The sequence below is a fragment of the Actinomadura syzygii genome (assembly GCF_008085905.1).
Classification (GTDB): Bacteria; Actinomycetota; Actinomycetes; order Streptosporangiales; family Streptosporangiaceae; genus Spirillospora; species Spirillospora syzygii.
Window position 1 is genome coordinate 16,653 of record NZ_VSFF01000024.1, and the last position, 14,933, is coordinate 31,585.

The 14,933-nt window shown below is 70.5% G+C and carries 16 protein-coding genes; 15 read left to right on the forward strand and 1 reads right to left on the reverse strand.

Translation table 11 applies throughout. The features are described from left to right. Positions 1-487 precede the first annotated feature (487 nt). Positions 488-1,147 (reverse strand): winged helix-turn-helix transcriptional regulator, encoded by a 660-nt coding sequence (locus tag FXF65_RS43075; protein WP_148356275.1) that lies wholly within the window; start codon positions 1,145-1,147, stop codon positions 488-490. Positions 1,148-1,281: 134 nt separating this feature from the next. Between FXF65_RS43075 and FXF65_RS43080 the strand changes: the two genes are divergently transcribed. The 15 genes from FXF65_RS43080 to hypE all read left to right on the forward strand — a co-directional run bounded on the left by FXF65_RS43080 (position 1,282) and on the right by hypE (position 14,929). Continuing rightward, positions 1,282-2,091 (forward strand): SDR family NAD(P)-dependent oxidoreductase, encoded by an 810-nt coding sequence (locus tag FXF65_RS43080; RefSeq protein WP_148356276.1) that lies wholly within the window; start codon positions 1,282-1,284, stop codon positions 2,089-2,091. Positions 2,092-2,199: 108 nt separating this feature from the next. Next, a complete protein-coding gene (locus tag FXF65_RS43085) occupies positions 2,200-3,363 on the forward strand; it encodes an MFS transporter (RefSeq protein WP_281289016.1) in 1,164 nt (387 codons plus the stop codon). 176 nt (positions 3,364-3,539) lie between these two features. Then, complete coding sequence (locus tag FXF65_RS43090) at positions 3,540-5,231, forward strand: family 20 glycosylhydrolase (protein WP_222869066.1); 1,692 nt, start codon at positions 3,540-3,542, stop codon at positions 5,229-5,231. Positions 5,232-5,472: 241 nt separating this feature from the next. Then, entirely contained in the window at positions 5,473-6,819 is a 1,347-nt protein-coding gene (locus FXF65_RS43095) for a hypothetical protein (protein ID WP_148356305.1), read from the forward strand. After that, on the forward strand, positions 6,816-7,376 hold the full coding sequence (locus FXF65_RS43100; RefSeq protein WP_187412836.1) for a hydrogenase maturation protease: 561 nt from the start codon (positions 6,816-6,818) through the stop codon (positions 7,374-7,376). The genes FXF65_RS43095 and FXF65_RS43100 overlap by 4 nt, the downstream gene beginning before the upstream one ends. Further along, entirely contained in the window at positions 7,369-7,803 is a 435-nt protein-coding gene (locus FXF65_RS43105; protein ID WP_148356279.1) for a hydrogenase maturation nickel metallochaperone HypA/HybF, read from the forward strand. Before FXF65_RS43100 ends, FXF65_RS43105 begins: the two co-directional genes overlap by 8 nt. Further along, the gene (locus FXF65_RS43110) at positions 7,800-8,837 is read left to right on the forward strand and encodes an NADH-quinone oxidoreductase subunit B family protein (protein WP_148356280.1); all 1,038 of its coding nucleotides are present in this window, start codon (positions 7,800-7,802) and stop codon (positions 8,835-8,837) included. Before FXF65_RS43105 ends, FXF65_RS43110 begins: the two co-directional genes overlap by 4 nt. Positions 8,838-8,885: 48 nt before the next feature. Then, positions 8,886-10,679 carry a nickel-dependent hydrogenase large subunit gene (locus FXF65_RS43115; protein ID WP_148356281.1) on the forward strand — a complete coding sequence of 598 codons (1,794 nt, stop codon included), beginning with the start codon at positions 8,886-8,888 and terminating at the stop codon, positions 10,677-10,679. Next, positions 10,672-11,244: a NifU family protein gene (locus FXF65_RS43120; protein ID WP_148356282.1), complete on the forward strand. Its 573-nt coding sequence runs from the start codon at positions 10,672-10,674 to the stop codon at positions 11,242-11,244. The genes FXF65_RS43115 and FXF65_RS43120 overlap by 8 nt, the downstream gene beginning before the upstream one ends. Beyond that, positions 11,241-11,930, forward strand: a complete 690-nt coding sequence (locus FXF65_RS43125; protein ID WP_148356283.1) for a DUF5947 family protein — start codon at positions 11,241-11,243, stop codon at positions 11,928-11,930. The genes FXF65_RS43120 and FXF65_RS43125 overlap by 4 nt, the downstream gene beginning before the upstream one ends. Next, positions 11,923-12,132, forward strand: coding sequence for a hypothetical protein (locus tag FXF65_RS43130; RefSeq protein ID WP_148356284.1), 210 nt, complete (start codon positions 11,923-11,925; stop codon positions 12,130-12,132). Before FXF65_RS43125 ends, FXF65_RS43130 begins: the two co-directional genes overlap by 8 nt. Further along, on the forward strand, positions 12,126-12,323 hold the full coding sequence (locus FXF65_RS43135) for a DUF6893 family small protein (RefSeq protein WP_148356285.1): 198 nt from the start codon (positions 12,126-12,128) through the stop codon (positions 12,321-12,323). Before FXF65_RS43130 ends, FXF65_RS43135 begins: the two co-directional genes overlap by 7 nt. Positions 12,324-12,354: 31 nt before the next feature. Beyond that, positions 12,355-12,627 carry a HypC/HybG/HupF family hydrogenase formation chaperone gene (locus FXF65_RS43140; protein ID WP_148356286.1) on the forward strand — a complete coding sequence of 91 codons (273 nt, stop codon included), beginning with the start codon at positions 12,355-12,357 and terminating at the stop codon, positions 12,625-12,627. Positions 12,628-12,689: 62 nt separating this feature from the next. Beyond that, positions 12,690-13,817, forward strand: a complete 1,128-nt coding sequence (gene hypD / locus FXF65_RS43145) for a hydrogenase formation protein HypD (protein ID WP_148356287.1) — start codon at positions 12,690-12,692, stop codon at positions 13,815-13,817. Further along, on the forward strand, positions 13,814-14,929 hold the full coding sequence (gene hypE, locus FXF65_RS43150; RefSeq protein ID WP_148356288.1) for a hydrogenase expression/formation protein HypE: 1,116 nt from the start codon (positions 13,814-13,816) through the stop codon (positions 14,927-14,929). Before hypD ends, hypE begins: the two co-directional genes overlap by 4 nt. The last annotated feature ends 4 nt before the right edge of the window (positions 14,930-14,933 follow it).

A 14,933-nucleotide genomic window follows, 5' to 3' on the forward strand; every position in this document is an offset into this window, starting at 1 on the left:
AGCCAGGCGCCGGGCTACATACCGACGATGATCCGGTATGGATCACTGATGGGACGGCGGGGCATGTGTAAATGGTTGTGATCGCTCCACCGGCACGTCCCCGCTCCTTCAGGGGGTACGAACCTGCCTGGGATGGTGAGCCGGGCACCGGGGGCAATTGGGGCATGCGCCGGTCTGCATGGAATCCCATAGGGGTACACAGAGCATGGGCGCCCAGCGAAAGGCGCCCGGAGGCGCAAATCGCCCCGAATCGGTCTGGCCGCGTCCACCGAGACGCCCCCACGGGTCGCCGTCTGCAGGCGCAGCCGCTATTTACCTTGCGCACACCGTACCGGTGGCGGTGATGTGGTGTGGGTTTACTGGGCGTGTCGCCCCTCGGACACATACCTTCCTCTCACACAGTGCGGGCATCGAGGCATACCTCGGCCCGCACTTCTGCTTTTCGGGGAAAAGGCGGAGGCCGAGTTCGGCGGGGCGGGGCCGCTCGTTACGGGGTGGTGGGGTGGTCGTTGCGGGGGATCGTGTGGAGTAGGCGGCGGATGGCTGATAGGTCTCCTACTACGGCGATGCTGCCGTTGGCGCGCGCGGTTTCGAGGGTGGACGGGTCGTTCAGCAGGGTGCTGAGCGTCTTGGGGTCCGCGCGTAGCGAGGCGTCCGCTGTCGCCGTCTCTCCGGCTTGCACGCGTAGGCGCCCGTCCGCCAGACGTACTGTCCAGACCCGGCCTCCGAGGTCCAGGCGGCAGACCGTAGGCGGTGCCTTGGGATCGGGTCGGGCGGCGTCCTCTAGGAAGATCAGCACGGAGCTGGCGCTGAGCGCGGACGGCTCGGGGGGCTGGGGCGCGTCGACTCCCCATTCGCCCAGGCCCCGGACGATCGGTTCCAGGTTCCGGCCCCATTCGGTGAGCTGGTAGGCCGTCGAACCTTCCGTTTCCGCCGGTCCGCGGTGAATCACTCCGTTGTTCTCGAGTTCCCGTAGTCGGTCGGCGAGCACGTTCGAGCTGACGTGGGGCAGCGCGTGCCGCAGCTCCGAGAATCGTTGGGGCGTCAGGAGCAGCTCGCGGACGATCAGCAGGGCCCACCGCTCCCCGACGACGTCGAGGGCCCGGGCGACCCCGCAGGAGTCCCGATAGCTGCGGCTGGTCGGCATGGTCACACTCCTCTTCTCGCTCGATCCTAAACTACTGCCAGATGTAGTTGTTTTTAACAATCGACTGTGGTTACTCTTCACCACGAGCGGCGGCGCCAGACCGGGCGGCGGCCGTGACGGACGGGAGAGAACACGTGAGCGGGTTGCTACTCAAGGACAAGAACGCCGTGATCTACGGAGGCGGAGGAGCCATCGGCGGCGCCGTCGCCCGGGTCTTCGCCCGGGAAGGCGCCCGGGTCTTCATCGCCGGACGGACTCAGGCGAAACTCGACGCCGTGGCGCGTGACATCGCCACGGAAGGCGGGGCCGTCGAGACCGCGCGAGTCGACGTCCTCGACCAGCAGGCGGTCGCGAAGCACGCCGACGCGGTCGCGGCGGCGGCCGGCGGCATCGACATCGCCCTCAACGCCGTCAGCGTCATGCACGACCAAGGGACACCGCTGGCGGATCTAACGCTGGACGAGTTCATGCGGCCGATCGACGGCTTTCTGCGGGCGCTGTTCAACACCAGCAAGGCGGTGGCGCCGCACATGGGCCGCGGACGTCCCGGCGTCATCCTGACCTTGTCGGAGCCGGGCTCCAAACTGGCTGTCGGCGGCATCCTGGGGCACGCGGTGAGCGCGGCCGGCAAGGAGGCGTTCGCCCGGGTCCTGGCCGCGGAATTGGCGCCTGACGGCATTCGGGTCATCGGCATACGTCCGCACGCCGTCGCCGATGCGCCGGCGGCGGGTTCCTACACGAAGGAGCTTTTCGAGGCGACTGCGGAAGCGTCCGGGCAGTCGGTGCAGGAATTCCTGGAGAGCGGACTGGCGCAAGGGACGCTGCTGAAGCGGCTGCCCGAACTGTCCGAGATCGCGGAGACGGCGGCGTTCCTGGCTTCAGACCGGGCCCGCGTCGTGACCGGGACGACCGTCAACCTGTCCGGTGGCGCGCTCGTCGACTGAGTCCGCCGAGCTACGGGCCTGGTACATCGCGGAGGGGACATGAATAGCCGACAGACGACATTGAGCCCGGCCAGGTCCAATCTGGCTCTCGCCACGTTGTTCTTGGGAATGTTCGTACTAGGCAGCGGCGAGCTGCTCGTGGTCGGCGTGCTGGACCGCATCGCCGCCGACTTCCACGTGACGATTCCCGAGACCGGCACCCTGGTGACCGTGTACGCGTTGGGCCTGGCCATCGGCGGTCCGATTCTGACCGCGCTGACGATCAGAATGGAGAAGAAGGCCGTCCTCTGCGGCGCGGTCGCCTTGTTCATCGTGTGCAATTTGGTCGCGGCGCTGACCCATTTCTACATTCTGTTCCTCGTGTTGCGCTTCCTCATCGGCGCGTTGCAGGGGCTGTTCATCGCTGGTGCGTTCATGGCGGCCGTGGCGGTCGTCCCGGTGGAGCGCATCGGCAAGGCGATCGGGATCGTCATCTCCGGTGTCGCGATGGCGGGGGCGCTCGGCGTGCCGCTGGGCACGCTGGTCGGCCAGACTCTCGGCTGGCGCGGATCGTTCATGGCGATCGTGGCGGGCGCCGTGGTGGTGCTGATCGGCACGGCGGCGCTTATCCCGACCGTGCCACCCGCCGAAGCCGGCGTCGCCCACCAGGCCAGGTACGCATTCGCCCCCAAGGTGCTCGCCTTGCTGTTCCTCAACTTCATCGTGTTCTCGGCGATCTTCGCGACGCTGACCTACCTCGTGCCCTTCTTGCAGGACGTAACCGGCGTCACCGGCGCGATGCTGAGCGTGTTCCTCCTGGCCTACGGCGCGGCCACGGCTGCGGGCTCGTTCGGTGGCGGCAGGTTCGCCGACCGGAACGCCGGACGCACCCTGACCATCGGGTCCGTCGGCATCGCGGCCTGCCTGCTGGTGCTGTACCTCGTCGGATCGGTCGCGTGGCTCGTCGCGGTCGCGCTGCTCGCCTTGGGTCTCTGCTTCTACAGCATGGTGCCCTCACTGCAGGTCCGGGTGATCGCCCTGGCGGGCCCCGGTGGGCAGCTCGCGCAGTCGTTGCCGGTCTCCGCGGCCAACATCGGAATCGCCTTCGGGGCGTTCTGCGGTGGTGTCGCGATCGACGGGCACGGCGCGCCCGCCACTGTGATCACCGGCCTGATCTTCGCCGTGGTCACGATCCCGGTCGCCTGGGGGACCGGCCTCCTGAAACCGCCGGCGGACGCCCGCTCACCGCATGAAACCAGCACGCCGGTCCCGCAGGGAGCGGACACCTCTTGACAGGGGGGCGGGAAGCGGGTCTCACTGGAAACAAACCTTTCAATTCCCCCCCCCGCCGCTGAAAGGGCCCGCTCCCGATGTACTCCACCCGCCTTCCGCGCGCGCGATCGCGCTCCAAGCAGTTCTTGGTCGTCCTCTCCTCGCTGGTGCTGTCAGTGGGCGGTGCGGGGCCGGCGGTGCACGCGAGCGTGCGTCCGGCGGCCGCCGCCGTCCAGGTCGCGAGCATGCAGGACGTGGTTCCGGCGCCGGTCAAGGCCGAGCCGGCCACGGGCGCCGACCACACGATCACCAGCGACACCGCGATCTACACCCAGGCTGGTTCGGCCGGGGTGGGCGACTATCTCGCCGCTCTCCTGCGTCGCTCGACCGGCTATCCGCTGCCGGTCAAGACCGCGTCCGCTACGCCCACCGACGGCATATCGCTGCTGCTCACCGGCGCCGACCCGACCGTGGGTGACCAGGGCTATCAACTGGACGTCACGACGTCCGCCGTGGTGATCCGGGCGAACAAGCCCGCCGGTCTGTTCGCAGGCGTGCAGACGCTGCGGCAGCTTCTCCCGGCGGCGGTCGAGAGCACCGGCACGCAACCGGGTCCGTGGGTGATCCCCGGCGGACGGATCGTCGACTATCCACGGTTCGCCTATCGCGGCGCCCACCTCGACGTCGCCCGCCATTTCTTCACCGTCGACGAGGTCAAGCGGTACGTGGACGAGATCTCCCTGTACAAGGTCAACTACCTGCATCTGCATCTGACCGACGACCAGGGCTGGCGGATACAGATCAACAGTTGGCCCCGGCTGGCGACGTACGGCGGCGAACTCGAAGTCGGCGGCACCCCGGGCGGCTACTACACCCAGGACCAGTACCGGGACATCGTCGCGTACGCGCAGAGCCGCGGCATCACCGTCGTCCCCGAGATCGACATGCCCGGCCACACCAACGCGGCGCTCGCCTCGTACGCGGAGCTCAACTGCAACAACACCGCGCCGCCGCGCCGCACCGACATCGAGGTCGGCTACAGCTCGCTGTGCATCAGCAAGGACGTCACCTACAAGTTCGTCGCCGACGTCGTCCGCGAGGTCGCGGCGCTCACCCCCGGCCCGTACCTCCACATCGGCGGCGACGAGGCCAGTGCCACGCCCCAGCAGGACTACGTCACGTTCCTCAACAAGGTGCTGCCGCTCGTCCAGCAGCAGGGAAAGATCGCGGTGGGCTGGCACGACATCGTCAACGCCACCCCGCCCACCTCGGCCGTCCCGCAGTACTGGGGGACGGAGACATCGCACGGGGGCGTTCAGGCGGCGGCGAAGCGAGGCAACAAGATCCTCATGTCCCCCGCCAACAAGTCCTACCTCGACATGAAATACAACTCCAGCACGCGTCTCGGGCTGAGTTGGGCGGGCTTCATCGAGGTCCAGACCGCTTACGAATGGAACCCGGGAGCGTACCTGTCCGGCGTGACCGAGTCGCAGGTGTTCGGCGTCGAGGCGCCGCTGTGGTCGGAGACCCTACTGAACATCGACGACATTGAATTCATGGCGTTCCCCCGGCTGCCGGCCATCGCCGAACTCGGCTGGTCGCCGCAGTCCACCCACAACTGGAATGCCTTCCGGCAACGGCTGGCCGCCCAGGGACCGCGCTGGCAGGTAATGGGCGTCGACTTCTACCGATCGAGCCAAGTGCCGTGGAAGACCGACAACCCAAGTCCAGGAAAGTGCACCGAATCCGCGTGGGAATCCTCGGCGACCTATACCGGTGGCCAGAAGGTGTCCTACAACGACCACACCTGGACCGCCAGATGGTGGACCCACGGCGACACGCCCGGCAACAACTCCCAGGATGTGTGGACCGACAACGGCCCCTGCTAACCCCCGAAGAACCGACCGCCCCGCCTGGACGAAGCTGACCCGACCAGAGCCGCCGCGAGCCGCGGGGCGCCCGTAGACGACCAGTAGGTGAAGGCCTCACCTACTGGTCGTCCTCACTTACTGGGGCCGGATTTGGTTGCTATACCGGAGACGTGCTTTCCCTGCGCCATTGCATGGGTGGCGTAACCGGCTGGGGGGTGTGATCGGGGTGGAGCATCCGCCGGTCACGGCTGCCAGCGGAATGGAATATGCGCGCAAGGTCGCCGACGCGATTCTTTATGAGGGCTATCTCCTTTATCCGTACCGCCGGTCGTCGGGCAAGAACCGCGTGCGCTGGCAGTTCGGGGTGATCGTCCCGCCGGGGTGGGCGGAGGCGCAGGGGCTTGCCGACACGAGTGTGGCCGGGTCGGTCGAGGCGCCGTGGCAGCAGACCGAATGCCTCCTGAAGGCGTCCCCCGACGAAACGGTCATCTGCCAGGTTCGGTTTCTTCAGCTTCAGCTTAAGAGTGTGGAGGAACGGCTGGCCGACGGCTCCTACCGGCTGGTCGATTCGTTGTCTTCGGGCGCGCGGCTGGAGCTTGGATTCGATGAGGCCCAGCCACAGGAGTTCGATCTGCGGTTCTCCTTGCGGGACGTCCTGGACGAGCCCCACGAATTCGGCTTCCAGGCCCCGGGCGGCCTGGACACCGAGCAGGTGGCGGACGAGGACGGCCGCCCGCTCGGCCGTGTCCGGCGGCGGCGGCACCCGGTGCCCGCCACGGTGACGGTGTCGGCCGCGCGGGTCGACGCGGACGACGGTCCGCGCGACGTCTACCGGCTGCGCGTCCACGTGGCGAACGCGGGCGCGGTGACGCCGCCGGGAGCCGCCCGGGACGAGGCGCTGGCGGAGTCGCTGATCGCCTGCCATGTGCTGCTGGGCGCGGACGGGGGCGCGTTCGTGTCCGCGCTGGATCCGCCGGGATGGGCCGGGGCGGCGGTCGAGGAGTGCGCGAACGTCCACACGTTCCCCGTGCTGGCGGGGCCGCCGGGTGACGAGCACGTGGTGCTGTCCTCGCCGATCCTGCTCTACGACCACCCCCGGGTAGCCCCGGAGAGCCCCGGTGACCTGCACGACGCGACCGAGATCGACGAGATCCTCTCGTTGCGGACGCTGACACTGACGGACGCGGAGAAGCGGGAGGCGCGCGCCACCGATCCGCGCGCCGCCGAGATCCTGGACCGGACCGAGTCGATGCCGCCGGAGGTCTTCGCGCGCCTGCACGGGGCGGTCCGGTCGCTGCGGCCCATGCCGGACGCCGCCCCGGAGCCGCCCGGAGACGGCGTCGTCGTGGTCGCGGGCGTGCCCGTCGGCCGGGGCAGCCGGGTGCGGCTGCGGCCCCGGCGGCGCGGCGTCGATCCCCAGGACCGGTTCCTGGACGGCAGGACCGCGCAGGTCGAGGCGGTGCTCACCGACGTGGACGACGCCACGCACCTCGCGGTCACGGTGGAGGACGATCCCGCCGCCGACCTCAACCGGTGGTACGGGCGCTTCCGCTACTTCTCCCCCGCCGAGGTAGAGCCGCTCTCCGCCGAGGCGGACCGGCCATGAACCGACCGGTGGGCGGACGGGTCCTCGTGGCGGGCATCGGGAACGTGTTCCTCGGGGACGACGGGTTCGGCGTGGAGGTCGTCCGGCGGATGGACGGCTCCGCCCTCCCCGCGGACGTGGAGGTCGCCGACTACGGCGTCCGCGGCGTCCATCTGGCGTACGAGCTGCTGGACGGCCGGCACGACGTCCTGATCATGGTGGACGCGGTCCCTGTCGAAGGACCGCCCGGCACCCTCGCCGTCATCGAGGTGGACGCGGCGTCGGTCGACGGCGCGGGTCCCGACGATCCGCTCGGCCCGCCGGCGGTCGACGGCCACGGCATGCACCCCGTGGCCGTGCTCCGGCTCCTCCTCCGGCTCGGCGGCGACCTGCCCCGCGTCTTCGTGGTGGGCTGCCGTCCCGCCGTCGTCGACGAGCGCATGGAGCTGTCGCCGCCCGTGCGCGCGGCCGTGGACGAGGCCGTCCGCCTGGTGACGGAGCTGGCGTGCGGCGAGGCCGCGGACGGGGCCGCACGCGACAAGGACGCGACTACGGATCCGGAGCGGGCGAATGCATGAGCTGGGAATGTGCGAGGCCATCGTCGAGGCGGCCGTGCGGCGGGCGGGCGACCGGACGGTGCGCGGCATGCGGGTCCGCGTCGGCGGGCATCCGGTCGACCCGGCGGTGATCGAGCAGGGCGTGCGGATGGCCGCGATGGGCACCGTCGCCGAGGGCGCGGGCGTCGACCTCGTGCTGGAGCCGCTCCGCGTCCGCTGCCGCCGCTGCCGCGCGGAGACGCCGGTGAACAGCGCCGTGGCCCTGGCGGCGTGCCCGGCCTGCGGCGCCGTGGACGTGGCGAGCGCGGGCCGCGAGGACGTGGTCCTGGAGTCGATCACCGTGGACGCACCGGCCGCCGAGAGCGCCACCGACGACGCCGACGACGCCGCCGACGCCGCCGACCGGAGCGTCGAGCACACCCCGGACAGAAGGAGGAACCGGCCATGACTCACGCGGAGGGTTTCGACGAGGTCCACATCTTGTGGATCTCCGAGGGGATGAGCTGCGACGGCGACACCGTCTCGGTGACGGCCGCCGGCCAGCCGTCGATCGAGGACGTGGTGGGCGGCCTGATCCCCGGCCTGCCGAAGGTGCACCTGTACAACAAGGTGCTCTCGCCCACGCTGGGCGGGGAGGAGTTCCTCGCACCGTTCCGGGCGGCGGCGAGCGGCGAGCTGGAGCCGTTCATCTTCGTCCTGGAGGGCTCGGTGCCCAACGAGAAGATCAACGGGGACGGCTTCTGGTCGTCGTTCGGGAACCATCCGGACACCGGCGAGCCGCTGACGCTGAACTGGTGGCTCGACCGGCTGGCGCCGAAGGCGTGGGCGGTCGTCGCCGCGGGCACCTGCGCCGCCTACGGCGGGATCCACGCGATGGCGGGCAACCCGACCGGGTGCATGGGCCTCGCCGACTACCTCGGGTGGGACTTCAGGTCGGCGGGCGGGCTGCCGATCGTCAACGTGCCCGGGTGCCCCGTCCAGCCCGAGAACTTCATGGAGACGCTGGTCTGGGTCCTCCAGCACGCGGCGGGCGAGGCTCCCCCGCCGCCGCTGGACGACAAGCTGCGCCCGCAGTGGCTGTTCGGCAAGACCGTCCACGAGGGCTGCGACCGCGCCGCCTACTACGAGCAGGCCGACTTCGCGAAGGACTACAACTCGCCGAAGTGCCAGGTGAAGGTCGGCTGCTGGGGTCCGGTGGTGAACTGCGACGTGCCGAAGCGCGGCTGGATGGGCGGCGTCGGCGGCTGCCCGAACGTGGGCGGAATCTGCATCGCCTGCACCATGCCGGGCTTCCCGGACAAGTTCATGCCGTTCATGGACGCGCCGCCCGGCGGGAACCTCTCGTCGACGCTCATCAGGCCGTACGGGGCCTTCATCCGCCGGATGCGCGGGATCACCAACGCCACCGCCAACGTCGAGCCGAAGTGGCATCACAACCGTGAGGTACTGACCAGCGGCTACGACCCGCGCTGGCGGCCGTAGCACGGATCGCAGGAGCCGCAGCACGGATCGCAGGAGAGGACCGCACCGATGACAACGACCGAAAAGGCGCCCGCCGGCGGCGAGCCAGGGCAACTCGTCGAGATGTCGTGGGACCCCATCACGCGCATCATCGGCAACCTGGGCATCTACACGAAGATCGACTTCTCGAACCGGCGGGTGGCCGAGTGCCACAGCACGTCGTCGCTGTTCCGCGGCTACTCGGTGTTCATGAAGGGCAAGGACCCGCGGGACGCGGGGTTCATCACCAGCCGCATCTGCGGGATCTGCGGCGACAACCACACCACGTGCTCGGTGTACGCGCAGAACATGGCCTACGGCATCAAGAACCCGCCGCTCGCCGAGTGGATCATCAATCTCGGCGAGGCCGCCGAGTACATGTTCGACCACACGATCTTCCAGGACAACCTGGTCTTCGTCGACTACTGCGAGGCGATGGTCAAGGACACGAACCCGTCCGTGCTGCGGCGGGCCAGGGACACCGAGGCGCCGGGCGCGGCGGTGCACGGCTTCCGGACCATCGCGGACATCATGGAGGCGTTCAACCCGTTCGAGGGGTCGGTCTACAAGGAGGCCCTCCAGGTCAGCCGCACCACGCGGGAGATGTTCTGCCTGATGGAGGGCAGGCACGTCCACCCGTCGACGGTGTATCCGGGCGGCGTCGGCACCATGCCGACCCCGACGGTCTTCACCGACTACCTCTCCCGTCTGATGGACGTCATCGACTTCGTGAAGAAGGCCGTCGCGATGAACGACGACGTCTTCGACTTCTTCTACGAGGCGCTGCCCGGATACGAGGAGGTCGGGCGCCGCCGCGTCATGCTCGGCTGCTGGGGAGCCTTCCAGGACCCGTCCGTGGTCGACTACAAGTACGAGACGATGAACCAGTGGGGCAAGGCGATGTTCGTCACCCCCGGCGTCGTCGTGGACGGACGGCTCCTCACCACCGACCTCGTCGACATCAACCTCGGCATCCGCATCCTGCTGGGCAGTTCCTTCTACGACGACTGGGTGAACGAGGAGCCGTTCGTCACCCACGACCCGCTCGGCAACCCGGTGGACATGCGCCACCCGTGGAACCAGACCACCCTGCCGGTGCCGCAGAAGCGCGACTTCGACGACAAGTACAGCTGGGTGATGAGCCCCCGCTGGCAGCCTCCCGGGACGAACGACCACCTCGCGCTGGACACCGGCGGCGGCCCGTTCGCGCGGCTCTACACCACCGCACTGGCGAACATGGTCGACACCCCGTACGTGAAGTCGACCGGGTCCAGCGTGCGGATCTCGCTGCCGAAGGGCCGTGACCTGCCGGAGACGACGCTCGAATGGCGCATCCCGCAGTGGTCGAACGCCCTCGAACGGAACCGGGCCCGCGCCTACTTCGTCGCCTACGCGGCGGCGATGGCGCTGCACTTCGTCGAACAGGCGCTCGGCCTCGTCCACGCGGGCGACACCAAGGTGTTCGAGGACTTCGAGGTGCCGGACGAGGCGATCGGGTGCGGGTTCCACGAGGCGGTGCGCGGCGTGCTGTCGCACCACCTCGTGATCCGGGACGGGAAGATCGCCAACTACCACCCGTACCCGCCGACGCCGTGGAACGGGAGCCCGCGCGACAGCTACGGGACGCCCGGCCCCTACGAGGACGCCGTCCAGGACATGCCGATCTTCGAGGAGAACGGCCCGGACGACTTCCGGGGCGTCGACATCATGCGCGCCGTCCGCAGCTTCGACCCGTGCCTGCCCTGCGGCGTGCACATGTACGTCGGCGGCGGACGGACGATCCAGAAACTGCATTCCCCGATGTTCGGATCGACCCATGCCTGACCCTTCGCCCGCACCGGCCGTGCGCCGCCTCGACGGCGACGCGGTCGCCGGACGGCTCGGCCGCCTCGACGAGGCGCTCGGCACGCTGGAGCGGACGCCCGGCGCGACCGCCGAGACGGCGCTCGACGCGGTGACCCTGCTCACCGAGGTGTACGGGGAGGCGCTGGCGCGGGTGATGGACGGCGCCTCGGGCGACGCCCGCCTCGTCGAGGCGCTCCTCGGCGACGAGCTCGTCGGGCATCTGCTCGTCCTGCACGGCGTCCATCCCGAGCCGGTCGAAGGGCGCGTCGCCCGCGCCCTGGACGCGCTCCGGCCGGGGCTGCGCCGCAATGGCGCGGACGCCGAACTGGTCGAGGTCCGGGAGCGGACCGCTGAGGTCCGGGTGACGGCGGGCGGGTGCGGATGCGGCGGCGGCGAACCCGTCGAGGACGTCGTGCGGGAGGCCGTGCTGGCCGCCGCGCCCGAGTTGACCGGCGTCGTCCTCGCCGCCCCCGCCGCGCCGGCGGCGTTCGTGCCCGTCGAGGCGCTGCTGCGAACGCGGACCACCGTGGACGGCGCCCCATGACGTCGCTCGACCCGGGCGCGGCGCCCGCGGCCTCCGGCGCGCTCGGCCGGGCGATCCTGAGATCGTCCACCCGGGCGCGGGACGACGACAGGTGCGGCCTGTGCGACGTGCCCGTCGCGGACGGCCACGCCCACGTCCTCGACGAGAGCACCGGTGAACTGGAGTGCGCCTGCCGCGCCTGCGCCCTGCTCTTCGAGAAGGACGGCGCGGGGTTCGGCCACTACCGGCTCGTGCCGGACCGCAGGCTTCGGCTGAGCGGCGTCTCGGCCGCCGACCTCGGCGTCCCGGTGCGGCTCGCGTTCTTCACGGTCGGGCCGGACGGAGCCGTCACCGCCCGCTACCCGAGCCCGGTGGGCGCCACGGCCTGGACGGTCGACCCGGCCGCCTGGACGGCCGCCGCCGCCCGCGAACCGGGCCTCGCCTCGATGCGGCCCGCGGTGGAGGCCCTGCTGGTCAGCACGGTCGGCGGGGCGGACGAGCAGTGGCTCGTCCCCATCGACGACTGCTACCGGCTCGTCGCCGTCATCAGGGAAGCGTGGACGGGACTGTCCGGGGGAGACCGCGTCTGGGGGGCCGTCGAGGAGTTCTTCACCCGGTTGGACGGCCGGAGGGGCCGTCCCGGAAACCCGATCCGCCCGAACGGGCCACACCCGAACGGGCCACGAGAGGAGAACAGTCATGGCTGAGATCCGCGTCGGTGAACCGGACGTCGCCCCTGACGCGCCGTCGCACGTCAAGGGCGTGCGGCAGGGCAACAGGAAGGGCGCCTACGCGCATGAGAACGGGCACCACGAGGACGGCACCGCCGACTCGCGGCGCTCCACCGGCATCAGGCCCAAGGAGCGGGACCCGATCCTGCCCGTCATGCCGAACCTGCCGCCGTGCTGACCCGGCCCGCCCGACAGAACCGGCTGACCCGGCTGACACGGCTGACACGGCTGACCGGTCGTCCCGAGAAGAAGAGCGGCATGCGGAAGGTGTGGATCGGCGCGGCCTGCGCGGCCGCCGCCGGAATGGCGGTGCTCGTCGGGAGGGAACTCCCGGCGATGCGCCGCTACATCAGGCTCAAGCGGATGTGAGCGAGTGTGAGCGGAAAGGACGGCATGGCGGATGTGCCTCGGGATTCCCGGTGAGGTCGTCGAACTCTCACCCGACCGCGACGACATCGCGACGGTCGAGGTCGTCGGCGTCCGCCGCGCCGTCAACATCGGCCTGCTCGCGCCGGACGGCGCGAAGCCCGGCGACTGGGTGCTCGTGCACGTCGGCTTCGCCATGTCGAAGATCGACGAGGCGGAGGCCGCGGCGACGCTCGACCTGCTGCGGGGGCTCGGCCGCGCCTACGCCGACGAGCTGGAGGCGCTCGCGGACTCCGACATCACCTGAGCGCCCGGCCCCGCCGGGGGCCGGGCGGCACACCCGACATCGACCGAGAGGCGGCTGACCGCATGCGGTTCGTCGACGAATACCGCGACGCGGACCAGGCCCGCGCGCTGGCCGCGCAGATCACCGCGCTGTGCGAGCCCGGCCGGCGGTACAAGTTCATGGAGGTCTGCGGCGGCCACACGCACACCATCTACAAGCACGGCCTGGAGGACCACCTGCCGGAGAGCGTCGAGCTCGTGCACGGGCCCGGCTGCCCGGTGTGCGTGATCCCGATGGGCCGGGTGGACGACGCCATCGCCATCGCCCGCCACCCGGACGTCATCATGACCTCGTTCGGCGACATGATGCGCGTGCCCGGCGGCGGCGGCTCGTTCTTCGACGCCAAGGCCGAGGGCGCGGACATCCGCATGGTGTACTCGCCGCTGGACGCGCTGAAGATCGCCCGGCTGAACCCGGACCGCAGGGTCGTCTTCATGGCGATCGGGTTCGAGACGACCGCGCCGTCCACGGCGATGACCGTCCTGCGGGCGGCGGCCGAGGGCGTCGAGAACTTCTCCGTCTTCTGCAACCACGTGACGATCCTCCCCGCCATCAAGGCGATCCTGGACTCGCCGGACCTGCGGCTCGACGGCTTCCTCGGCCCCGGGCACGTGTCGACCGTCATCGGCTGCCGCCCGTACGGGTTCATCCCCGGCCGGTACGGCAAGCCGCTGGTCTGCGCGGGCTTCGAGCCGCTGGACATCCTGCAGTCGGTCCACATGCTGCTGCGGCAGCTCGCCGACGGCCGCGCCGAGGTGGAGAACCAGTACACCCGCGTCGTGCCCTGGGACGGGAACCCCAAGGCGCTGGAGGTCATCGGGGAGGTCATGGAGCTGCGGCCGTACTTCGAATGGCGCGGGCTCGGGTTCATCTCCCAGTCGGCGCTGCGGGTCCGGGACGCCTACGCCGTCCATGACGCCGAGCGCGTCTTCGACGTTCCGGGCGTCCGGGTGGCCGACCCGAAGGCGTGCCAGTGCGGCGAGGTCCTCAAGGGCGTCATCAAACCCTGGGAATGCAAGGTCTTCGGCACCGCCTGCACGCCGGAGACGCCGATCGGCACCTGCATGGTGTCCTCGGAAGGGGCCTGCGCGGCCTACTACAACTTCGGGCGCTTCACCCGCGACCGAGTCAAGGAGGCGACGCGCGCATGACCACCGGCGCCGAGACCACCGCGGGACGGTCCGCCGAGCAGTCCGCCGAACAGCGCGTCCTGGAACGCATCGAGCGGGCGCGTCTCCGCAAGCCCAGGGTCAGGGAGGAGCGCGTCACCCTGGCGCACGGGGCGGGCGGCAAGGCCACGCAGACCCTCGTCGAGGCCGTCTTCGTGGACGCCTTCCGCAACCCGCACCTGGAGGCCATGACCGACGGCGCCACCCTCACCCTGGACGGGACCCGGACGGTCTTCACGACCGACACCTTCGTGGTGTCGCCCCTGTTCTTCCCGGGCGGGGACATCGGCGACCTGGCGGTGAACGGGACGGTCAACGACCTGGCCGTGTGCGGGGCCCGGCCGATGTACCTGTCCGCCGGGTTCGTCCTGGAGGAGGGGTTCCCGGTCGCGGACCTGCGGCGGATCGCGGCGTCGATGGCCGCCGCCGCGTCGGCGGCGGGAGTCTCCATCGTCACCGGCGACACCAAGGTCGTCCAGCGCGGCAAGGCCGACGGCTGCTACGTCAACACCGCCGGCATCGGCGTCCTGGAGCGGGACGTGGCGCTGGGCGCCGCCGCCGTCCGGGCCGGCGACGCCGTGCTGGTCTCCGGGCCGATCGGGGAGCACGGCGTCACGATCATGCTGGCCCGCGGCGAACTCGACATCGAGGCCGACCTCGCCTCGGACACGGCGCCGCTCCGCGAGCCCGTCGCGGCGCTCCTGGACGCCGTCCCCGGCGGGGTGCGGGTGCTGCGCGACGCGACACGCGGCGGGGTGGCGACGGTCCTCAACGAGATCGCCCAGGCGGTCCGGCTCGGCGTCGTCCTGGACGAGGCGGCGGTACCGGTGGCGCCCGTGGTCACCGGGGCCTGCGAGCTGCTCGGCATCGACCCGCTGTACGTGGCCTGCGAGGGACGGTTCGTCGCCGTCGTGGACGGCGAGCACGCGGACGCGGCGCTCGCGGCGCTGCGCGGGCACCCGCTGGGAGAGGGCGCCGCGATCGTCGGGCACGTCGCGGCGGAGCCGCCCGGCGCGGTCCTGCTGAAGACGTCCTTCGGCGGCACGCGCGTCGTGGACATGCTGGTGGGCGATCCACTGCCGCGGATCTGCTGACGAC